Genomic DNA, 22,354 nt, shown 5'->3' on the forward strand with positions numbered 1-22,354 from the left:
TACCCTACTGGCGATCGGTAACAGTTATACTACTCCGGCCTTAAATTCGCCAACGACTTATTTCCTGGAAGTAGGCAGAGGCAGTTGCGTGAATGCAGGACGTACCGCGGTCCAGGTGAAAATCAGTAACCCGCAGGCCCCTGTAGTTGGCAGCACAGGAACAAACGTTTGTTCGGGATCGGCTACCACCTTATCGGTGAGCAGTCCGCAAGCGGGCGAAACTTATAACTGGTACTCGGCAGCAGTGGCAGGGAGTTTACTGGGTACCGGCAGCAGTTTCACCACGCCGGTATTAACGAGCAATCAAAGCTATTATGTAGAAACGGCGCAAGGTAGTTGTTTGAGTCCAAGCCGTACGGAGGTTGATGTGATGATCAATAACCCGCAAGCTCCAATCGTAAGCAGCACAGGTACGACCATATGTTCGGGATCGGTTACCACCTTATCGGTGAGCAGTCCACAAGCGGGCGAGACCTATAACTGGTACTCGGCAGCAGTGTCAGGGAGTTTACTGGGTACCGGCAACAGTTTCACCACGCCGGTTTTAACGAGTAATCAAAGCTACTATGTAGAAACGATAATAGGTAGCTGCAATAGTTCGTCCCGTACGAAGGTAACCGTAATTGTGAATGATCCGCAAGCGCCAACTGTGCAAACTTCGGCTGCTTCGGTATGTGCTGGTCAAGCAGTTACAGCAACAATCACCAATCCTCAAATAGGGGTAGGTTATAATTGGTACAAACAGGCTAGTGGAGGTGCTGTTTTTTATAGCGGAACTTCTTTAGTATTAGATACACTTACTGCAAGCAGAACTTTTTATGTTGAAGCTGTGCAAGGAACATGTATTAGTCCAACTCGTACAGCAGTTACATTATTGATTAGTCCAGATCCGGCCGTCACTTTAGAATCATCAAATGTTACTATATGCTCAGGATCTTCAGTTGATCTAAAAGCTTCTGCTTCTTCTGGAGTAGAGATTAGATGGTACACTTCACAAACAGGAGGATCTACAGTATTTACCGGCAATGTTTTTACTACACCATCTTTAACTTCTAACACAACCTACTACGTTGAGGGTAGAAACACAACAACAAATTGTGTAAGTCTAAATCGTGTTAGTGTAAAGGTGAATGTACAAAATGTTCCTCCAACTCCTATTGTAAATGCCAGTACGGTATCAATATGCTCTGGATCAACCGCAACCTTAACCGCAACCTCAACCGTTACTGGCGTTACGTTTAATTGGTATGATGTTCAAAGCGGTGGAACGCTATTGGCAACAGGAGCTTCGTATAGCACACCAGTTCTAACAACAGATAAGACTTATTACGTAGAAAGTGTATTCACGTCTTCTGGTTGTAATGGAGCTTCAGCAAGAGTTGCGGCCAATGTGCAGGTTGTTAATCAGCCACCGACCCCAATTGTAGTATCTCCTTTAACCATTTGTGCAGGACAACGGGCCATGCTTGAGGCGCAATCTCCTACTGGAGGTATATTATACAAATGGTATACTTCAGAAAGTGGAGGAAGTCCAATTTACGTAGGTTCGATGTATGAAACGCCAATTATAACTTCAACTACAAAATATTACGTAGAAGCTTCACTAGGTAGTGGAAGTTGCGGGTCTTCATCTAGATCAGAGATTGTAATTAATGTTAACGCACTGCCTAATGCTCCTATTGTAACAACCTCCACTACTACTATTCTCAGTGGTGCAACAGCAACGTTAATGGCTTCAGTATCTCAAGCAGGTATTGTAATTGATTGGTACACATCACCGGTTGGAGGTGCTGCAATTGCTACTGGAACCTCATACACAACGCCACCATTAAATGGATCAACTTCATATTATGTTGAAGCTCGAAACTTATCAACTGGGTGTGTAAGTTCGTTGCGTATAGAAACTAAAGTAATTGTAGATTACAATAGTCCAAATCCTTGTGACCCCACTCCTCCAAGCATTACTACTCCTAATTTAGCAGTATGTAAGAATCAGCCTTTTGTAATAACAGCATCAGCAAACAATACTATATATTGGTATGATGCTCAAACAGGGGGTAATTTACTCGCTGTCGGACAAACGTACGCAGTTAATGGTTTATCTGCAAATGCTACCTATTATGCTGAAACAAAAGATCCTGACTGTTCCGTTGCTTCATTAAGAGTACCTGCAATGGTTTCGGTTCTTACTAATCCACCTGCACCAACAGTTGATTTTAATAATATTTCCGTATGTAAAGGTGAAACATTCACAATTAAAGCTTCATCACCTTTTTCCGGGGTAATATTTAAATGGTACAGTACATCTGCTGGTGGAACTAGTATGTTTACAGGCGATTATTTTACAACACCTCCTGTGACTTCAAATACAAGCTATTATGTAGAAGCTTTATTAAGTGGTGGTTGTACCTGTTCGTGTCGAACTGAAGTTAAGTTAAGTGTTGCACAACCACTGCCTAGCCCAATCGTTAGATGTGTTGATAGTCCTAGTAATACCATAACCTTCGGTTGGGATCCAATACCAGGAGCAACAGGTTATCAAGTAAGCGTGAATGATGGAATATATACAGCACCAACTAGCGGCGTAACCGGAACTACACATGTGATTACTGGAGTAATGCCTGGAGAAGGAAGAACAATTAGTGTAATTGCTTTAGCCAATCCGGCTTGTTCTAACAGTATTGCTTCGGTGGTTCAAAGCTGTAGTGCAGATGATTATGTTGATTTCTTTATTCCAAATGCGTTTTCACCCAATCATGATGGTAACAATGATGTACTATTTGCAAGGGGAACAATCACAAAAATAAAATTCAAGATTTACAATCAATGGGGGCAATTACTCTTTGAAAGTAATGATCATAATAAGGGTTGGGATGGAACATTTTCTGGTAAAGAACAACCTATCGGTGTATATGTATACGTTGCTCAAGCAACACTTATAAATGGAAAAGAAGTCATGAAAAAAGGTTCCATCAACTTAATTCGTTAAAAATATGAAATCAGCAAAAAAGATAATATGCACGTTGTGTATAAGCCTTGGTTTGATATCTTCCCTATATGCCCAAGACCCTCATTTGTCACAATATTATGCTTCTCCAATATTTTTAAACCCAGCTCTAACAGGTTTAACAGATGGAGAATATAGGTTAATAGGTAATAATAAAACTCAGTGGAATCAAATAACAAATCCATATCGCACATTCGGATTATCGTACGATATTCCGGTTAATAGATTCGGCTTTGGCTTACTAATCATGAATCAAAAGGCAGGCGACGGTGGATATAGTAATCTAAATACATACGGGTCAATATCGTATAATGTACGGTTTGGCGCGAATAGTAATACCTATTTGTATTTTGGAATGCAAGGTGGTTTAATCCAAAAGCGATTTGATTCTAATCAATTATATTTTGATGATCAGTACATTCCTGGACTTGGTTTGGATAGAGCACAGCAAACGGGAGAAATTATGGAAAACAACACAAGTATGTATCCTGATGTTAATTCTGGTATTTTCATATTTGATGGAAATCCACTTTCCAGTATTAATACATTCGCAGGATATTCAATTTCGCATATTCTTGAACCCCAGGAAAGCTTTTTTGGTACTTCTTATTATTTACCTCGCAGACATACTGTTCATGGAGGAGCTCGTATTAAAATGTCCGAAAATTTCAATTTAATCCCTCATGCTCTTTTTATGTTTCAAAAAAATGCAAAAGAAGCAGCTCTTGGTTTATATGGTGAATATCACTTTATCAATACCCCTGCAAGTTTGCTTCTTGGAACTACTTTTCGTGTTAATGATGCCGTTGTCGCTTATACCGGTTTACAGTTTAAAGATTTTCTACTGGGGGTAAGCTATGATATCAATTCTTCATCATTGGAAAATGCAAGTCAAGGTAAAGGAGGATTGGAAATAACATTATCTTTTACCAAACTCAGACAATTATTAGAACCAAAATTTTTCTGCCCTAGACTCTAACCTATGAAACGAACATTATACTCAATCCTTTTTAGTCTTGCACTATTTCCAATATTTGCTAATGCCCAGTATGTTAATGATTATCAAAAACTTGGTGATAAGTTTTTTGCGGAGGGTAATTATTACGCAGCATCTCAGCTTTATGCTAAACTTTTAAATACCAGCGAACAGGATAAAACACAAAATCTAAGAATTACCCCTTATCGGGTTCAAACGAGTTCTTTGCCTAAAAACAATGCCAAGAATCAAATTATTTTAACTTATAAGCTAGCGGAATCACTACGCCTATATAATAATTATATGGATGCTGAAAAATGGTATGAAGTAGTGGTATCTAGTAATATGGATAAGAATTTTCCTTATGCACGATTATGGTATGGAGTGACACTGAGGGCTAATCAAAAGTTCGTGGAAGCCTTTAAGCAGTTTAAACAGTTTTTAAAAGAATATAACAAGCAGGATGCAATGTCTGACTTGGCAAAATTCGATTTATACTGTTGTGAATTTGCGATTAAAGAAATGTCAGAACCTCATAAAGATATTGTTACAAAACTTGAAAGCAAAGCTAATATAGGGGATGGAAACTGGGCAACTGTTATAGCTGATTCTAATCAGGTTTATTTCACCTCATCAAGGTTGTTAATAAAGGATAAAAAAGGGGTTCCTGTTAATTATAACACTGTTTATAAAGGTAAATTAAACGGTCTGGAAATTGAAGCACCTGCGAAGGTTGACATACCAATTTCGGAAGGAAAGCAGCAAGGAGTAATTGCTTTTTCTCCGAATAAGAAAACAATGTATTTAACACGATGGAAACAAAATAAATCACAATCATTTGAAGCTGCAATATATGTTAGCAGTTATGAAAACGGTAAATGGTCAGATCCCACTATTTTACCAAATACTATTAATTATCCAGGGTCAAGGAATATGTATCCTTTTATAACTTCTTCAGGAAAAGGATTATTTTTTGTATCCGATCGACCAGGTGGTTATGGGAAAACAGATATCTGGTATAGTGAGATTTCTGCTTCAGGACTATTTTCTGAACCAATTAATTTGGGGCCTAAAATAAATACTAAAGAAAATGAACAGGCGCCCTTTTACGATGAGAGGAGTCAAAAATTAATTTATAGTTCAAATGGAAAATTTGGTCTGGGTGGCTTGGATTTGTATGAAGCAAAGGGAGCCTTGGATTCGTGGACGGAGCCTGAGAATCTGGGTTATCCTATGAACTCGAGTAAAGACGAAACAAACTTTACTCCTATAACTGCTGATCTAAAAAAAGGTTTTATAAGTAGCGATCGACAGTCGGTTTGCTGTCTTGAATTATTTTCTTTCGAACGAGATAATATTCACTTTGTAGTGGAAGGCTCCGTAGCTGATTGTGATTCACGTCTGCCACTAGCAGGAGCCAGAGTCATTCTTACTGATTCAACTTCTGTAAAACTTAATGAAGTTGTATTAGGTCCCGATGGACGCTACGTTTTCGATTTATATTCGGATAAACCCACTTATAAGATTATGATTAGTAAAGGCCAGTATTTCTCTGTGAATTATGAGTTTAAATGGGACAAGGTAATCAGGAGGGATACAATGTTGAACCCTGAAATTTGCTTGAAAAAGTATGAGATAGGTAAACCAATTGTAATTCCAAATATTTATTACGATTATGATAAAGCCACATTACGTCAAGAGTCGAAGGTTGTTCTCGATTCCTTGCTAAGTGTTTTACAGGCAAATCCGAATCTAGTTGTTGAGCTTAGCTCGCATACAGACAGTAGGGGTTCTGATTCATACAATGAGAAGCTTTCAGAAAAAAGAGCTCAGTCTTGTGTTAATTATTTGATCAGTAAAGGAATAAGTTCTCAAGTAATTATACCTAAAGGGTATGGAAAATCTTGTCCTATCGCCCAAAACACTATAAATGGAAAAGATAATCCCCAAGGTCGTCAATTGAATAGGCGTACTGAATTTAGAGTGTTGAGAATTATAGAACAAGATAGCGCTTTCAAAATACCCTGAAATAGAGCTCTTATTATTAATTATTTTTGAAATTAAACGGCTGGAGTATCCAGCCGTTTATAATTGATAGCTATATTTGGTTCGTTTTTTGATTATTAAATGATAGTTTTCCCCAACGCCAAAATTAACATCGGACTGAACATCGTTGAAAAGCGTGAAGATGGTTTTCATAACATTGAAACAATCTTCTATCCTATAAAAATTAATGATGCTTTAGAAGTAATTGAGAGTGAACAAACTCAGTTTTTTTCTGAAGGAAAACAGATACCCGGCAATGTTGAAGATAATATTTGTTTAAAAGCATATCATTTACTTAAACACGATTTCAAACTCCCGCCTGTTCATATTCATCTTCTAAAAAATATTCCCATTGGAGCAGGGTTAGGAGGGGGATCATCTGATGGTGCTTATCTAATCAAATTACTGAACAGTAAGTTTAATTTGCAATTGTGCTCAGAGAAAATGGAAAGTTATGCGCGAAAACTTGGTAGTGATTGTGCATTTTTTATTGAAAATAATCCGGTTTTTGCTGTAGGTAAAGGTGATCAGTTTATTGATCTGGAGTTGGATCTTTCTAAATACTTTTTGGTATTGGTAAAACCATCAATTCATGTCTCTACCGCTGATGCTTACGGCGGATGTAAGCCTCACAAGCCTTTGTATTCATTGCAAATGCTGGTTCGTAATCCGGTTTCTGAATGGAAAAATTTAATTGTTAATGATTTTGAGGATTCAGTTTTTACAAAATATCCTGAAATAAAAATCTTGAAAGAGTCATTGTATGAATCAGGAGCATTATATGTTTCTATGAGTGGAAGTGGATCCTCTGTTTACGCTTTTTTTTCTCATCAAGTGAATTTGCCTTTAATTGAGGCTAATCACCAGGTATTTTACAATGTCTAAATAATAAAAAAAGTTTAAATTCTTTTATGGAAACCTTAAATGGCTTGCATCATTAGGCAAATTAAAACCTAATAGCTATGAAAGTCTCTTCCAATCTAACTACGATTTATCTGACATCGTGTTCGAAGGCCGTAATAAAGACTACGGCGCTTATCTGCTTCGTAAAAGCTATGTTTAATGCTAGTTTAATTACAGTGACAACGGCTGGTTTATTAAGTGCCTTATTTCTTTTTCAAAAGCATGAAATTGTTCCTTTGCCCGAAGTCTTCAAAAGTACTCCAATTGTGATCGATAAAACTTATAGAATAGAACCGGAACCATTTGCTGCAGAAAAACTAAAAGTAGAGCAGATTCTCCCTAAAGAAACTGTTAAGAATTTAGAGCCAAAAATTGTGATAGAGGATGTAAAACCAGAAGATCAAAAAATGGCAACGGTTGATGAGTTAAAGGGGAAAGAGTCGGGAGCTAAAACTGAAAGTAATCCTACAGGTTCTGATGTTGCATCCGTTAGTCCAGAAAAAAAAACGGATCAAGTGATGTAGGAACTGTTATGTCGGGAACTTTAATTACAGCATCGGAAATGCCTGAATTTATTGAAGGGAATGATAAATTATTCAAATTTATCGGAAATCATCTTCGTTATCCTTCAGTGGCTGTTGAAAATGGCATTCAAGGTACTGTTTCTATACAATTTGTGGTGGATCAATCAGGACAAGTAACTACGGTTAATATATTACGAGGTATTGGTGGTGGTTGTGGCGAAGAGGCAATTAGGGTTGTGAAATTGTTAAAATTTAAGCCGGGTAAACAGAATGGAACTCCAGTAAAAGTGCAATTTAGTTTACCTATTCGATTTAAAATTAGATTAGTATTTGATACTTAGTAATATGGTTAGTAAATAAGAAGCACCTCCGAATGGTCGGGGGCGTTTCTTATAAAGGTTGGTACATATATTGATGGAAAATCAATTCAACATTAACTTGTCGATGTTATATGTTTACCATAAACTTTTAAAATTCTCTTGCAATAAATCTATAAATTAATACATTTGCAATAAACTACTAATCCCATAGAGTATATGTTAAAAGATCGAATTAAAAGATTAGAAGAAAAGGTTAAGGATTTAACTTTAACCCAATCCTTAACTTGTGTGGCTAATGAGTTCCCTGGAAAAGTAGTTTTTTCCACTTCATTTGGAATGGAAGATCAGGTAATAACAGATGCTATAGCCCGTGAAAAAGTGGATATAGAGATCTTTACGCTTGATACAGGCCGTCTATTTAATGAAACGTATGAAGTGTTTAGTAAAACAATGGCGCGATATAAAAAACGGATTGTAGCGTTTTATCCTGACGCTGAAGAAATTCAACAGTTTGTAAGCACAAAAGGTATTAATAGTTTCTATGAATCTGTAGAAAACAGAAAGGAATGTTGTAGAATTCGCAAGATTGAACCACTTAAACGAGCACTTTCCGGATCTCAAATTTGGGTAACCGGAATTCGTGCCGAGCAATCACCTAATCGGCAAAATTTTCACTTGTTTGAATGGGATGAGAATTTTAATATAATCAAATTTAATCCACTGCTTCATTGGAAATCAATGCGAGTTAGGGAGTACATTAATAATTACAAGGTGCCTTACAACTATCTTCACGATAAAGGTTTTTTAAGTATAGGATGCGCACCATGTACAAGAGCCATTGAACCCGGTGAAGATGAACGTGCAGGGCGTTGGTGGTGGGAGGATTCAAAAAAAGAATGTGGATTGCATTCTTCTGTATCTAGTTCCCAATGAAACTGATAAATTAAAAGATTTGTGAACATTTCTCGGATTGCTTCTCCGGATTAAAAACAATATTATGACAATAACTATATCTAACCATCTAAAAGCCCTGGAAGAAGAATCTATCTATATTCTTCGCGAGGTTGCGGCACAGTTTGAGCGACCGGCATTACTTTTCTCAGGAGGTAAAGATTCCATTACCCTTGTGCATTTGGCGCGCAAAGCGTTTTATCCAGCAAAATTTCCTTTTCCTTTGGTTCATATTGATACCGGTCATAACTTTCAGGAAACCCTGGATTTCCGTGATTGGTTGGTTGAACAAACTGGTGCGCAGTTAATTGTTCGTTATGTGCAAGACAGCATTAACCAAAAGAAAGTGGTTGAAGAAAATGGAAAATATGCAAGCCGCAATTCGTTGCAAACAATAACTCTGCTCGATGCAATCGAAGAATTTAAGTTTGATGCATGTATTGGTGGAGCTCGTCGTGATGAGGAAAAAGCACGTGCAAAAGAACGTATTTTTTCTGTTCGTGATGATTTTGGTCAATGGGATCCAAAACGTCAGCGCCCTGAAATATGGAATCACCTTAATGGTATGATTAATTTTGGAGAAAATGTTCGTGTGTTTCCGATAAGCAACTGGACCGAACTTGATGTTTGGAACTATATAAAAACCGAAAATCTCGCTTTGCCAACCATCTACTTTACACATAAACGTCAAGTATTTGAACGTGATGGGCTTATATTCCCTCATTCTGATTTTATTACAATGGATGGAGAAGAAGTGTTTACTCAAGATGTTCGTTTTCGTACTGTAGGCGATATGACTTGTACGGCAGCGGTTCTTTCAACTGCAGATAATGTGGATGATATAATCAGTGAAATTAAGGCTTCCACTATATCCGAAAGAGGTGCACGTTTTGATGATAAACGTTCGGAAGCAGCAATGGAAAAACGTAAGCTGGCAGGATATTTCTAAGTCGAGAGTTGATAGTTTGAACACTGAAGACTTGATACTGAGGGCTTGTAGCATTAGAAATGAAATAAATTAATGTAGAATGAATTAACCTTAGTTTTTTAAGGTTCAAAATAGATAATATGGAACTACTAAAATTTTCGACTGCAGGAAGTGTTGATGATGGCAAAAGCACATTAATTGGTCGTTTGTTATATGACACAAATTCATTAACTACTGATCAAATTCAGGCAGTTGAAGCTGCTAGTAAACGCAAAGGCTTTGATTATCTTGATTTATCATTACTTACAGATGGATTGAGTGCTGAACGTGAACAAGGAATTACAATTGACGTTGCACATATCTATTTCCAGACTAACCAACGGAAATTCATCATTGCTGATACTCCCGGTCACGTAGAATATACCCGTAATATGGTTACTGGTTCATCCAATTCGCAGTTATCAATTATTTTGATTGATGCTCGCAAAGGAGTAATTGAACAAACCCATCGCCATTTCTTTATTGCCAATTTGCTTCGCATTCCTGAAGTGGTGGTATGTGTCAATAAAATGGATTTAGTCGATTATTCTGAAGATGTCTTTAGCAACATTCGGTTGGAATTTCTTGATTTTATTAAGGGATTCGACAGTTTGCATCAACGCATTACCTTCATCGCTGCATCATCATTAAAAGGCGATAACATTGTAAATCGTACCGAAACAATGAAATGGTATGAAGGTCCAACTTTACTTGAATACCTGGAAACTGTTGAGGTGAATCAGGATATTAACAAGTCTGATGCACGTTTCCCTGTTCAATATGTTGTCCGGCCGCATTCAAAAGAGCATCATGATTATCGTGGCTATGCAGGCAGGGTTGTAAGTGGTTCTTTTGCCGTTGGTGATGAAGTAACCGTTCTCCCTTCGGGTTTAAGCTCTAAAATCAAACAAATTGTAACTTTTGATGGAGAGTTTCTTCAAACAGAGCCATCATCTTCGGTTACTTTATTGCTTGAAAATGAAATTGATGTCACTAGAGGTAATTTAATAGCAAAATCCGAGAATTTGCCTTCTGCTGAAAAGGAATTTACAGCTCAAATTTGCTGGATGGACACAAACGCTTCAATTAGCGGAGGAAAGTATATTATACAGCATAGTAATAATCGAGTAAAAGCGATTATCAAAAATGTAGATTATATCGTTAATACCTCTACTCTTGAAAAAGATACAGGTCGCAAATGGTTGAAATTAAACGATATAGCTGAAGTTCAAATCAAAACCGCTTCACCTTTGTTTTTTGATTCATACGAAAGAAATAAAGCAAACGGTTCTTTTATTATTATCGATGAGGGAACTAAAAGTACTGTGGCGGCAGGTGTAATCTTGTAGATAATACACAGAATAAAGGCATTGTCAGGTGAAATTATTACTTTGCTGGTTCAAGTTTCTTGAATCAGCTTTTTTTATGGTTTATGGTAAACTGAAAAAGCACAACATTGTTAAATTATTAACTTTTCACCAATAAGGATTAACTAATAAAAAAATGATTATACAATTAGAACGTAAAAACAAAGCTTATCATTTCACTGCTGTAAATGAAGGTGGAAATACACTAAATATTGATGCAAATCCAGCAATTGGAGGTGAGAATAAAGGTTTTCGTCCTATGGAAACGCTTTTAGCCGGACTAGGTGGCTGTAGTGGAATTGATGTAGTCTCTATTCTTACAAAGCAGAAAGAGCCTCTAGAAGACGTTAAAATGACGATTACGGCAAAGCGTATCGAAGGTGCAATTCCATCATTATTTGAAACTATTCATGTTGAATATCATTTCTTCGGAAATCTAAATAAAGAGAAAATTGAACGAGCTCTGGCTTTGACCTATGATAAATATTGCTCAGTAGCACAAATTCTTAATAAAACCGCTAAATTGGAATATTCATATAAGCTCAACTAAGAAAAAGTAAAACAAATTAACTTTAATACTTGAAAATATTAAATTTGTGTTTTGAATTACTTCCCTTGGCATTCTGCTAAGCATCCGTAGTTCTTATAAAGAAGAGGCGAGAGACCAGGCTCAAGGACCCTCTGGCAACCCCCGAAAGGAAAGGTGCCAAATCCTGCTTCTGCGATACAGAAGGTATATAAAATTACAGGATCATGAAATTAAACATCATTTTTAATTTTTCTTCTTTGTTTGTAGCTGTGGGCATATTGTTAACATGGTGCATGTTATATTGCGTCTATAATTCAGCTTCGAATACCTTAACATTATTCAAATAACTTTTTCTTATATCTTAAACTTCTTCATATATGTCTACAAATTTTGAAACTAATGCCATACGTATACAAACAGAACGAACCAGTCAGAAAGAACATTCAGTACCCTTATATTTAACATCAAGCTATAAATTCGATGATTCGGAAGAAATGCGAGCATTATTCGCTAATGAACGTGAAGGAAATATCTACAGTCGTTATTCAAATCCAAATATTACTGAATTAATTGAAAAAGTAGCTGTTTTAGAAGGAGCGGAAACCGGTTGGGCAACAGCAACGGGCATGGCAGCAATTTTTACCACTTTTGCGGCCTTGCTTAACGGTGGTGATCATATTATTTCAAGTCGTTCAGTATTTGGATCAACGCATCAATTATTGGTAAATATCTTTCCAAAATGGGGAGTAACAAGCACATACGCTGATTTGGATAAAACTGAAGAATGGGAAAGCTTGGTGCAGACTAACACTAAAATGATCTTTGTCGAAACACCTTCAAATCCTGGAATTGACATTATCGATTTAGAATGGTTGGGTAACTTTTCGAAGAAACATGGATTAATTTTGGTTGTAGATAACTGCTTTGCTACTCCGTACTTGCAGCAGCCCCTTAAATATGGAGCTGATCTTTCCATTCACTCCGCTACCAAATACATCGACGGACAGGGTAGAACTTTAGGTGGTTTAATTTTAGGCTCAAAGAAATTAATTGGAGAAATTGAAGCTTTTGCACGTCATTCAGGGCCGTCAATGTCTGCTTTTAATGCATGGATTCTTTCAAAAAGTCTGGAAACATTGGCTGTTCGTATGGATCGTCATTGTGAAAATGCTTTAAAAGTTGCTCAGTTTTTGGATGCTAATTCTGAAATTGAATTGGTTAAATATCCGTTTCTTTCTTCTCATCCTCAATATGGTATTGCCAAAAAGCAAATGAAAGCAGGTGGGGGAATCGTTACTTTTGTAGTTAAAGGAGGAGGAGAAAGAGCCGCGAAGTTTTTGGATGCATTAAAGATGTTTTCAATTTCAGCTAATTTAGGAGATACCCGTTCTATTGCCACTCATCCGGCTTCGAGTACGCATTCAAAACTTACAGAAGAAGAGCGCTTACAAGTAGGTATTCAGCAAGGATCCGTACGAGTTTCTATCGGATTGGAGCATATAGATGATATTATTGAAGATATCAATCAAGCTTTAATTGCTTCTAAATAATCTATTTATAATGTTTAAAGTGGTTGTAACGCTTACAGCCACTTTTTATTTATACTGCTAATGATTTTTTTAAATTAAGCTCATGAATAATCTACTAGTTCTATGGAATAAGTATTATATTTGTAACACAATCTTATTAGAACATTCCTTATAATCTTTAAAATTTTCATTACAAAAAACGCTGATCTAAATACTTAATATTGAAATCTACTTAATCTATATATTAAATATAATAAACATGAAGCCGAAAATTTTACTTTTAGTGATTAGCGCCATGCTGATTTTGGGCATAGAAAAAGTCTTAGCGCAAGATGCTGTTATCAGTGGAGTTATAAAAGACAAAGATACTGGGGAAGCCTTAAACGGGGTCAATGTTCGGATAAAGGGCGCCAACTCAGGTACATCCACCAACAACGAAGGTAAGTTTGAACTGAAAACTGGTCAAAAAATGCCTTTTGTTCTTCTGGTTTCATTGGTGGGTTTTCAAGCGCTGGAGTTTCAGGTGAAAGATGCTAACGAATCAATTGCTTTAAACCTTTCAAGCATCAATATTCAAGCAAATGAAATAGTTGTAACGGCTTCAAGGGTAGAAGAGAGCATTTTAAAATCGCCTGTTTCAATTGAAAAACTGGATATAAGAGCCATTAAACAATCTCCTGCTCCTACTTTTTATGATGCTCTGGAGAACGTTAAGGGTGTGCAGATGACAACCTCCAGCTTAACTTTTAAAGTTCCTAATACTCGCGGTTTTAACATTCCAAACAACTTTCGTTTTATGCAATTGGTTGATGGAGTAGATATGCAGGCAGCAACATTGGGCGTACCATTAGGTAATGCAATCGGTCCAACTGAATTGGATATTGCTAGTGTAGAAATTACACCTGGGGCAGCTTCGGCCTTATACGGTATGAATGCTATTAATGGGATGTCTAATTTGCTAACTAAAAGTCCTTTTGTTTACCAGGGATTAAGCATTTATAACAGAACAGGGATAAATCATGTGGGGGGAACCGGGCGAGATGTTAGTAATTTAACTGAAACTGCCATCCGCTATGCGAAAGCCTTTAATAATAAATGGGCAGTTAAAATTAATGCCAGTTACATGCAAGGTACTGATTGGCTATCTGATACTCATCTTGATCAAAATCCAAATAATTTAAAAACAGCAAATCCGGCATTTCCTGAGTTAGAGGGAGCTAATAATGCCGTTTTTGATGGTTGGAATAAATACGGCGACGATGCGCTTGCAGGAAGTAATACGGTATCCCTTACAGGATTAACTATTGATGGAAAAACAAATCAAACCTTAACGGTTGCCCGTACCGGCTATTGGGAAAAAGATTTGGTGAGCCCTAAAGTAGATAACTTGAAATTTGATGCAGCACTTCATTACCGTTTTAATGCGCATACTGAATTGTCGTATTCTTACCGTGTTGGTAAAATGGACGGAGTATTTCAACGTGGAAATAAAATTCAGTTAGATAATGTGGTTGTTCAAAACCATAAACTAGAACTTAAGGGAAATGATTTCTTGGTTCGTGGTTATGTTTCGTTGGAAAACACAGGCGATTCTTTTAACGTAAAGCCCTTAGCCGATAATTTGGATCTCTATAGCGGTGGTAGTGGTAGCGTATGGGGTGCAAAATATAAGACTGCATTAGTTGCATATGGAACTGAACACGGCGGAGCCTTAACTGCTGATAATTTAGCGGCAGCGAATCAATATGCACGTCAGCAAGCAGATGCAAGTCGTGTAGTGCCAGGAACACAAGCTTTTGAAGATTTGAAAAATATCATCCGTCATATTAATAATTGGGATATCAAATCCGCAGCAATTCCTGCTGCTCCCGAAACGGGTGGCGCTGCTTTAATCCAAAACAGTCGGTTATATAATTTGGAAGGTCAATGGGATCTATCAAAACAAGTAAGGTATTTTGATCTATTAGTAGGTGCTGATGCGCGTATTTACGACGTAATTCCTGATGGAAACAACTTTGTTGATTTTTCACGCCCTATTAATGATCGTAATAAACCTTTGCCTGATGGTAGCTATGGTAATGATGTTTATTATAAGAAATTTGGAGGATTTACTCAGGCTACTAAAACTTTCTTTCAAGATAGATTAAAAGTGTTTGGGTCTGTTCGTGTAGATTATAATCCAGAGTTTGATCCAAAACTTACACCACGTCTTGCAGCAGTTTATACAATGGCAGATAAACATAATTTCCGTTTGACTTTTCAACAGGGTTATCGTTTTCCTGCCCTGTTTGAAGCTTTATCTTACGTAAATAATGGCCGTGTTAAACGTGTTGGAAGCTTGCCATATATTAATGAAGGTTTAGGATACCTTGATAATAGTTACACACAATCATCTGTAGTTAATTTCAATGCGGCTGTAAAAGCAGCAGGAAATAGTGATGCGGCAGCTTTAGCAAACAGAGGTTTATTAGAAGTTGCAAATTTGCCGAACGCCGGACCAGAACGTATAAACTCAATTGAAGTTGGTTATAAAAGTGTGTTGTTTGATAACAAAGTGGTGGTTGATATAGATGCCTATACAAATACCTATAATGGCTTTTTAGGACAGGTGCAGGTTTATGTGCCCAAAGGGGTCACTGTAGGCTCTGATGCAGCCGTAATAGCAATGATTGATAGAAACCGTGATGCTACAGTAGCAAGTGGTGGAAATGCAGCCAGTAACGGTCAGGATCGTTACAGAGTGTACACTAATGCTAAAAATGCATATCGTAATTACGGTTCTGCAATGGGCCTTACTTATAATTTCTACAAAAAATATACAGTTTCAGGAAATGTGAGTTTTAATAAAATGCAAACCAATGCAACAAAAGACATATTCGTTACTGGATTTAATACACCAGAGTGGGCTGCAAATATTTCTTTTGGAAACAGAGCTGTATATAAGAATATAGGTTTTAGTTTATTGTACAAATGGCAGGATACTTTCTTATGGGAAAGCCCATTAGTGACCGGAACCGTGAATTCAATACATACTGTTGATGCTCAGGTTTCTATAGCTGTTCCAAAAGCAAAGACTAGTATTAAAATAGGAGGTACCGATATCTTTAATAGAAACATTCTGCAATATGCCGGAGGTCCAACACTCGGAGGAGTTTATTATGTAGCTCTAACTTTTGATGGTCTCTTAAATAAATAAATATCAAAGAATTAACGATTGGATTTTGATTAACCCCGGAGCATATTCCGGGGTTATTGATTAATTTAGAATTACGCTCAACTAAATATAAAATGGAATTAACAGGACAAAAAATATCGAATGTATCGCATATAGAGGTCAATTCTTTGCAGGTTTCGACACCATCATATGCACTTAAAGACCTTGTTATTTATTTTCTGCGCCTTGGTTATTCAGGTTTCGGCGGGCCTGTTGCATTGGTAGGTTATATGCATCGTGATTTAGTCGAGAAACGCAAATGGATTTCCGAAGAAGAATACAAAGAAGGTTTAGCACTTGCTCAGCTTGCTCCAGGCCCGCTTGCTGCGCAATTAGGAATTTATTTAGGTTTTGTTCATTACCGTGTTATAGGCGCAACGCTCGCAGGACTGGCATTTGTGTTACCATCTTTTATTATGGTAGTTCTTTTGGGTGTGGCATATAAACTTTATGGTGGTTTGTCATGGATGCAAGCTGTGTTCTATGGAGTTGGTGCAGCTGTTATCGGTATAATAGCGATGAGTTCTTACAAGCTCACAATAAAGTCAGTCGGCAAAATCAATCTTGAATCGTTCAGAAAAAACTGGATGCTTTGGTTATTCTATATTATAGCTGCCCTAATTACAATTATCACCCAATCAGAAGAAGTACTGCTGTTTGTTGCGGCTGGTTTAATATACATGTTCGTGAAAGCACCACCATCATGGTTTAAGAAAAATAACAGGGCAACAAGTGTATTATTATTGGCAGGAATTGGATTTTGGGAATACGATACCAATACTCTCGGCAAGATTGCCTGGTTCTTTACCAAAGCAGGTGCATTTGTTTTTGGAAGCGGTTTAGCGATCGTTCCGTTTTTACATGGGGGAGTAGTTACAGAATACCATTGGTTAAATGAAACGCAATTTGTTGATGCTGTTGCAGTGGCCATGATTACTCCCGGCCCCGTGGTAATTACTGTAGGTTTCATTGGTTATCTCGTTGCGGGTTTTCCGGGAGCTGCAGTAGCCGCTTTAGCAACATTTCTTCCTTGCTATCTTTTTACTGTAATACCAGCTCCGTATTTCAAAAAAATTGCAAAGAATGCCTCCATCAAAGCCTTTGTTGATGGCATCACAGCCGCGGTTATCGGGGCACTAGTGGGAGCGGTCATTGTTATTGCCATTCGTAGCATCATTGATATACCTATGGCATTAATTGCAGTAGCAAGCATTTTAGCCTTGGTTTATATCAAGAAAATTCAAGAGCCCTATATCATTTTAGTTGCTGCCATAATCGGATTTATTCTAAAATCATTGTTATGAAATGGATTACACGTGAACGACCCAAGATTGACCGCATCGCCTGTCCCTGGCTCATTAAGAATTTTGTAGATAAGGGTGCGGAGTTTATTTATGTCCCCACCGAACAAGTGTTGGTTAAGTCACGAGAGTTGGATGCCATTCCTTATGACATTCCGGGAGTAGAATATTCTCACGAAGGAGAACATTGTACGTTTGATACTATCCTCAAAAAACATCAATTAACTGACCCTGAATTATTACAAATTGCTGTAATTGTGCGTGGCGCTGATACCAACCGTTTTGATATTGCCCCCCAGGCAGCAGGCCTTGGGGCCATTTCAGCGGGCCTTTCATATAACTACAAAAACGATTTTGAAATGTTGGAAATTGGCATGAAGATTTATGATGCGCTTTATTCTTGGGCAAAATACGTCCAAGATAAACGGAATATCTGGAATCCAAAATTATAGTTAAAATTTACATGCAATATTTCAACCTATGAACCGAAAAGAATTTCTACAAAATAGTTTAATAGTAGGCGGTGCTATTTTACCATCCAATTCTCCATCTAATCGTTAAATTCATAACTTTCTCAAAGTAACCTTTTTATAGCTTAAATCGTAGAAGGGTACATGAGAAAACTTAAGCAGATTGTCGAAGCATTAAAGCGTGGAGAAGAAGTTGAAGTAACGGTTGAGTTAGAATTTGATGAACGTCATTTTCTATTAGTAATAGGTATCATTTCCTTCGTTGTTTTTCGTTTATTGTTTTAAGTTCAAAATCATCTTATTTAGTCAGGATAGACGGTTTCTCCGGCGTTCAATCATTTAAAAAAAACTCATCAAATTAAACTGTCTTGTTTTTAAGGAATTGCTCCTAGTAATAGACAGTTTTTAGTTTTATCCCTCTATAATCTCATCGTCAAGGTTTTAATTTTTGTAAATTAAGACTCATTCTTTTGCTTTTTTACTTTAAATCATGGTGTAAATTTTGAAACCTCCGAAATAGGTACTATTATTGTGAAATAAACTACAAAGTATATAGACTATATATTACTAATATGCAAAGCTTCAGAACCGAATTGGAAAACCCCATAGTTGAACATGATATCTTGGAATTAGAGCGTAAAATTCGACTGTATAGGGAAGGAAAGATTGATGAAGAAAAATTCAGAAGTCTTCGTTTGGCCCGTGGTGTATATGGCCAGCGCCAAACTGGTGTGCAAATGGTGCGTATAAAATTGCCATATGGTAAAATAACTAAGCAACAACTGGAGCGTATTTGTCGTGTTTCTGAAGAGTATTCAAGAGGAAACTTACATATTACCACCCGTCAGGATATCCAAATACATTACGTTAGTCTGGACCGTACACCGGAATTATGGACAGAACTGGAGCATGATGATATTACCTTACGTGAAGCCTGCGGAAATACGGTTAGAAACGTTACAGCCTCTTCATTTGCCGGTATTGATCCTAAAGAGCCTTTCGACGTTTCTCCTTATGCACAAGCTTTCTTTGAATATTTTTTGAGAAATCCAGTGTGTCAGGAAATGGGCCGTAAAGTAAAAATTGCTTTTTCTTCGTCGGAAGATGATACGGCATACACTTTTATGCATGATTTAGGTTTTTTGCCTAAAATCCGCAATGAAAATGGAGAAGAAGTGAGAGGTTTTAAGGTGATGCTAGGAGGAGGTTTAGGTTCACAACCTTATTTAGCAGAGGCTGTTTCGGAATTTATGCATGAGGATGATGTGATTCCATTTTCAGAAGCGGTGCTCCGAATTTTTGATCGTTACGGTGAGCGAAGCAAACGCCATAAAGCGCGTATGAAATATCTTTTACAGGATTTGGGGTTGGAAGGATTTCTGAAATTAGTGGAAGAGGAAAAAACTGCTTTAAAAGTTAAAACCTTTAAAATCGATAGAAATACGATTGCGCAACCGTTGCCTCCAGAACCTTTTGTAATCCCTGATTTTGAGATTAAGGATCACATTTCCTATGAAAATTGGTTAAATACCAATGTTTTTAAGCAAAAACAAGAAGGTTATTTTGCTGTGGGAATAAAGGTATTAAATGGTGATTTGAGAATTGAGAAAGCACGAAAACTAATAGAGATTATAAAAGATTTAACTGCAGATGAAATCCGTTTAACTAATACACAAGGAGTATTATTGAAATTTGTTCCTGCAGCTAATTTGCCGTATTTATTTTATCGACTCAACGCACTAGGATTAGCCGATATAGGCTTCGAAAGCACTGCTGATGTTACTTCCTGCCCGGGAACTGATACTTGTAATTTGGGTATATCAAACTCTACCGGTATTACTCGCGAATTTGAAAAAGTTATTTATCAGGAATATTCGGAATTGGTTCACAATAATGATATTAAAATTAAAATATCAGGTTGCATTAACTCATGCGGACAACATGCTATGGCTTCCATTGGTTTTCATGGCTCCAGCACTAAAGTTGATAAACTGGTGGTTCCTGCATTACAAGTGCTGATTGGTGGAGGTATTTTAGGCGATGGACAAGCTTCTGTTGCCGAGAAAATAATCAAGGTACCAAGTAAACGCGGCCTGGATGTATTGCGTTATCTTTTAGATGATTATCAGGAAAAGCAATTGGATGGTGAATATTTTAACCAGTACTACCTCCGTCAAGGGAAGAGTTATTTCTATGAGCTTTTAAGCCCTCTGGCTGATACAAGTAATTTAACAGCCGATGATTTTGTAGATTGGGGGAATACAGAGCCATACAAGCAAGCTATTGGCGTTGGTGAGTGTGCCGGAGTAACCATTGACCTGGTGGCTACTTTATTTTTAGAATCAGAAGAAAAAATTGAAAATGCTGTTGAAGCCTTTAATAAGGGTGATTTTTCTGATTCGATTTATTATGCTTATACAAGTTATATAAATTCAGCAAAGGCGTTATTAGTCTCAGAAGGGGCCAAAACCAATACCCAAACCGGCATTATCAAAGATTTTGATATTCAGTTTGTTCAAACAGCGAAAATTCATCTTGAAATTAGTTTTGAAGAATTAGTTTATCAGATTAATAAAAGTGAACCAACCTCTGAGTTTGCAGAATATTATATCAATCAGGCGAAGTTATTTATCCGGTCAGTGATTAATTACCGACAATCCGTTTTATCAGTATAAAATATAAACTTCTTACTTCATGAGAATAAGTAAAGATATACAACCCAAATTAACCTTAGTAGGAGCAGGTCCTGGGGATCCTGATCTACTTACTATTAAAGGGCTAAAAGCATTAGCTGATGCAGATGTAGTATTATTTGATGCACTTGCCAATGAAGAGTTATTGAAATATGCTTCAAAGCATGCCGAATTGATATCGGTCGGAAAACGTGCTGGTAAACATTCCATGAAGCAGGAACAAATTAACCAATTAATAGTATCCAAAGCTTTTCAAAAAGGCCATGTTGTACGTTTAAAGGGTGGCGACCCGTTTATATTCGGGCGAGGTTATGAGGAAATTGAATACGCTGATGCTTTTGGTATTACGACATATGTTATCCCTGGTATTTCATCCACTTATGCTGTTCCTGAGTTACAAAAAATACCTGTAACGCTTCGCGGGGTTAGTGAAAGTTTTTGGGTAATAACCGGCACTACAGCGAGTGGGGAAATATCAAAAGATATTCAATTGGCAGCTCAATCTACAGCTACGGTAATTATCCTTATGGGTATGAGCAAGCTTGCTGAAATTTCTGCTGTTTTTAGCCATTTTGGCAAGGCCGGTACTCCAGCCGCTATCATCATGAATGGTTCAACTGATGAAGAAAAAGCGAGTTATTCCAGTGTTGAAAATCTTGTGGATATGGCTCAAAATGAGCAGTTAAGCAATCCTGCCATTATAGTGATTGGTGAGGTAGTACGATGGGCGCGTAATTCAGCATATTTTGAACAGATTGCTGCCTTAAATAAAGCCGAAGGTTAATGGAAGTTCTAGCAATTGATAAAAATAAAATTGTGACCGAAAATCAATCTGAAGTCAACCATTATTCTCGTAATTGCTTGTTTCCCATATTTTTAAAATTAGAAAATCTGGAGACTATTATTGTGGGAGGTGGAAATATAGCTTTGGAAAAATTGCGCGCCTTGATAAATAATAGCCCTGATGCTAAGGTTGAACTGCTCGCAAAGGAAATTAAAACAGAAGTAAAGGAGTTCTTAATAAAATATAAAATACCATTTCGGGAGAAATTATTTGAAGAAAAGGATATAACAGGCAAAAATTTGGTTATAGTTGCTATTGACGACCAAAAAGTAAGTGCTGAAATTCATAAGATCTGCGAACGACAAAATATTTTAGTGAATGTAGCCGATACTCCCGATTATTGTGATTTTTATTTAAGTTCAATAGTTCAAAAAGGCAACCTTAAAATAGCCATTTCTACCAATGGGAAATCCCCAACGATAGCGAAACGTGTAAAAGATATATTAAACGATGCTTTTCCTGATGAAATAAATGATGTGTTGAACAACATGGAAGTGATTAGAAAAAAACTTTCAGGAGATTTTAAGAAAAAAGTTTTTCAGCTAAACAATATTACCTCTGTTTTGACGCTTAAAACGCAAGCTGAAAATTCAAAACAACTTAAAATAGAGGATAGTTTTATTTACGTTTCCATTGCAATAGGTCTAATTATAGGTTTTTTGTTAGGGGAGTACTTGTAAGTGATTGATCATCGTAGTATACTATTTATATCG

Annotated in this window: 18 protein-coding genes and 1 riboswitch; all 18 genes read left to right on the forward strand. The window is 37.0% G+C overall.

Going from position 1 to position 22,354, the window contains the following annotated elements; all coding sequences use genetic code 11:
* On the forward strand, nucleotides 1–2,989 hold a 2,989-nt coding region (locus FN756_RS10265; RefSeq protein WP_185955247.1), incomplete at its 5' end, for an Ig-like domain-containing protein.
* A 4-nt stretch (nucleotides 2,990–2,993) separates the two neighbouring features.
* Nucleotides 2,994–3,986 carry a PorP/SprF family type IX secretion system membrane protein gene (locus FN756_RS10270; RefSeq protein WP_142603976.1) on the forward strand — a complete coding sequence of 331 codons (993 nt, stop codon included), beginning with the start codon at nucleotides 2,994–2,996 and terminating at the stop codon, nucleotides 3,984–3,986.
* 3 nt (nucleotides 3,987–3,989) lie between these two features.
* Nucleotides 3,990–6,011: an OmpA family protein gene (locus FN756_RS10275; protein ID WP_142603978.1), complete on the forward strand. Its 2,022-nt coding sequence runs from the start codon at nucleotides 3,990–3,992 to the stop codon at nucleotides 6,009–6,011.
* Nucleotides 6,012–6,110: 99 nt separating this feature from the next.
* Nucleotides 6,111–6,914 (forward strand): 4-(cytidine 5'-diphospho)-2-C-methyl-D-erythritol kinase, encoded by an 804-nt coding sequence (gene ispE, locus FN756_RS10280; protein WP_142603979.1) that lies wholly within the window; start codon nucleotides 6,111–6,113, stop codon nucleotides 6,912–6,914.
* A gap of 77 nt (nucleotides 6,915–6,991) precedes the next feature.
* Nucleotides 6,992–7,456 carry a hypothetical protein gene (locus FN756_RS10285; RefSeq protein WP_142603981.1) on the forward strand — a complete coding sequence of 155 codons (465 nt, stop codon included), beginning with the start codon at nucleotides 6,992–6,994 and terminating at the stop codon, nucleotides 7,454–7,456.
* A gap of 8 nt (nucleotides 7,457–7,464) precedes the next feature.
* On the forward strand, nucleotides 7,465–7,797 hold the full coding sequence (locus tag FN756_RS10290; RefSeq protein ID WP_142603983.1) for an energy transducer TonB: 333 nt from the start codon (nucleotides 7,465–7,467) through the stop codon (nucleotides 7,795–7,797).
* Between the two features lie 195 nt (nucleotides 7,798–7,992).
* The gene (locus FN756_RS10295) at nucleotides 7,993–8,709 is read left to right on the forward strand and encodes a phosphoadenylyl-sulfate reductase (RefSeq protein WP_142603985.1); all 717 of its coding nucleotides are present in this window, start codon (nucleotides 7,993–7,995) and stop codon (nucleotides 8,707–8,709) included.
* A gap of 64 nt (nucleotides 8,710–8,773) precedes the next feature.
* Complete coding sequence (cysD, locus tag FN756_RS10300) at nucleotides 8,774–9,676, forward strand: sulfate adenylyltransferase subunit CysD (protein ID WP_142603986.1); 903 nt, start codon at nucleotides 8,774–8,776, stop codon at nucleotides 9,674–9,676.
* A gap of 119 nt (nucleotides 9,677–9,795) precedes the next feature.
* Nucleotides 9,796–11,043, forward strand: a complete 1,248-nt coding sequence (locus tag FN756_RS10305; protein WP_142603988.1) for a sulfate adenylyltransferase subunit 1 — start codon at nucleotides 9,796–9,798, stop codon at nucleotides 11,041–11,043.
* A 154-nt stretch (nucleotides 11,044–11,197) separates the two neighbouring features.
* On the forward strand, nucleotides 11,198–11,611 hold the full coding sequence (locus FN756_RS10310; RefSeq protein ID WP_142603990.1) for an OsmC family protein: 414 nt from the start codon (nucleotides 11,198–11,200) through the stop codon (nucleotides 11,609–11,611).
* A 90-nt stretch (nucleotides 11,612–11,701) separates the two neighbouring features.
* Nucleotides 11,702–11,805, forward strand: a riboswitch (SAM riboswitch).
* Nucleotides 11,806–11,967: 162 nt separating this feature from the next.
* Nucleotides 11,968–13,140 carry a trans-sulfuration enzyme family protein gene (locus tag FN756_RS10315; protein WP_142603992.1) on the forward strand — a complete coding sequence of 391 codons (1,173 nt, stop codon included), beginning with the start codon at nucleotides 11,968–11,970 and terminating at the stop codon, nucleotides 13,138–13,140.
* A gap of 238 nt (nucleotides 13,141–13,378) precedes the next feature.
* Nucleotides 13,379–16,315, forward strand: a complete 2,937-nt coding sequence (locus FN756_RS10320; RefSeq protein ID WP_142603994.1) for a TonB-dependent receptor — start codon at nucleotides 13,379–13,381, stop codon at nucleotides 16,313–16,315.
* Between the two features lie 92 nt (nucleotides 16,316–16,407).
* Nucleotides 16,408–17,637 carry a chromate transporter gene (locus tag FN756_RS10325; RefSeq protein ID WP_142603996.1) on the forward strand — a complete coding sequence of 410 codons (1,230 nt, stop codon included), beginning with the start codon at nucleotides 16,408–16,410 and terminating at the stop codon, nucleotides 17,635–17,637.
* Entirely contained in the window at nucleotides 17,634–18,086 is a 453-nt protein-coding gene (locus tag FN756_RS10330) for a chromate resistance protein ChrB domain-containing protein (RefSeq protein WP_142603998.1), read from the forward strand. Before FN756_RS10325 ends, FN756_RS10330 begins: the two co-directional genes overlap by 4 nt.
* Before the next feature lie 162 nt (nucleotides 18,087–18,248).
* The gene (locus FN756_RS14485) at nucleotides 18,249–18,389 is read left to right on the forward strand and encodes a hypothetical protein (RefSeq protein ID WP_185955248.1); all 141 of its coding nucleotides are present in this window, start codon (nucleotides 18,249–18,251) and stop codon (nucleotides 18,387–18,389) included.
* 287 nt (nucleotides 18,390–18,676) lie between these two features.
* The gene (locus FN756_RS10335) at nucleotides 18,677–20,779 is read left to right on the forward strand and encodes a HEPN domain-containing protein (RefSeq protein ID WP_142603999.1); all 2,103 of its coding nucleotides are present in this window, start codon (nucleotides 18,677–18,679) and stop codon (nucleotides 20,777–20,779) included.
* 19 nt (nucleotides 20,780–20,798) lie between these two features.
* A complete protein-coding gene (cobA, locus tag FN756_RS10340) occupies nucleotides 20,799–21,581 on the forward strand; it encodes a uroporphyrinogen-III C-methyltransferase (RefSeq protein ID WP_142604001.1) in 783 nt (260 codons plus the stop codon).
* On the forward strand, nucleotides 21,581–22,321 hold the full coding sequence (locus FN756_RS10345; protein ID WP_142604003.1) for a precorrin-2 dehydrogenase/sirohydrochlorin ferrochelatase family protein: 741 nt from the start codon (nucleotides 21,581–21,583) through the stop codon (nucleotides 22,319–22,321). The genes cobA and FN756_RS10345 overlap by 1 nt, the downstream gene beginning before the upstream one ends.
* The last annotated feature ends 33 nt before the right edge of the window (nucleotides 22,322–22,354 follow it).

Source organism: Solitalea koreensis (genome assembly GCF_900182575.1).
Classification (GTDB): Bacteria; Bacteroidota; Bacteroidia; order Sphingobacteriales; family Sphingobacteriaceae; genus Solitalea; species Solitalea koreensis.

Coding starts and splice junctions, on each gene's coding strand:
- FN756_RS10345 (WP_142604003.1), top strand. CDS start 21,581: ATGGAAGTTCTAGCAATTGATAAAAATAAAATTGTGACCGAAAATCAA.
- FN756_RS10270 (WP_142603976.1), top strand. CDS start 2,994: ATGAAATCAGCAAAAAAGATAATATGCACGTTGTGTATAAGCCTTGGT.
- FN756_RS10335 (WP_142603999.1), top strand. CDS start 18,677: ATGCAAAGCTTCAGAACCGAATTGGAAAACCCCATAGTTGAACATGAT.
- FN756_RS10295 (WP_142603985.1), top strand. CDS start 7,993: ATGTTAAAAGATCGAATTAAAAGATTAGAAGAAAAGGTTAAGGATTTA.
- FN756_RS14485 (WP_185955248.1), top strand. CDS start 18,249: ATGAGAAAACTTAAGCAGATTGTCGAAGCATTAAAGCGTGGAGAAGAA.
- FN756_RS10310 (WP_142603990.1), top strand. CDS start 11,198: ATGATTATACAATTAGAACGTAAAAACAAAGCTTATCATTTCACTGCT.
- FN756_RS10330 (WP_142603998.1), top strand. CDS start 17,634: ATGAAATGGATTACACGTGAACGACCCAAGATTGACCGCATCGCCTGT.
- FN756_RS10325 (WP_142603996.1), top strand. CDS start 16,408: ATGGAATTAACAGGACAAAAAATATCGAATGTATCGCATATAGAGGTC.
- FN756_RS10285 (WP_142603981.1), top strand. CDS start 6,992: ATGAAAGTCTCTTCCAATCTAACTACGATTTATCTGACATCGTGTTCG.
- FN756_RS10290 (WP_142603983.1), top strand. CDS start 7,465: ATGTCGGGAACTTTAATTACAGCATCGGAAATGCCTGAATTTATTGAA.
- ispE (WP_142603979.1), top strand. CDS start 6,111: ATGATAGTTTTCCCCAACGCCAAAATTAACATCGGACTGAACATCGTT.
- FN756_RS10320 (WP_142603994.1), top strand. CDS start 13,379: ATGAAGCCGAAAATTTTACTTTTAGTGATTAGCGCCATGCTGATTTTG.
- cysD (WP_142603986.1), top strand. CDS start 8,774: ATGACAATAACTATATCTAACCATCTAAAAGCCCTGGAAGAAGAATCT.
- FN756_RS10275 (WP_142603978.1), top strand. CDS start 3,990: ATGAAACGAACATTATACTCAATCCTTTTTAGTCTTGCACTATTTCCA.
- cobA (WP_142604001.1), top strand. CDS start 20,799: ATGAGAATAAGTAAAGATATACAACCCAAATTAACCTTAGTAGGAGCA.
- FN756_RS10315 (WP_142603992.1), top strand. CDS start 11,968: ATGTCTACAAATTTTGAAACTAATGCCATACGTATACAAACAGAACGA.
- FN756_RS10305 (WP_142603988.1), top strand. CDS start 9,796: ATGGAACTACTAAAATTTTCGACTGCAGGAAGTGTTGATGATGGCAAA.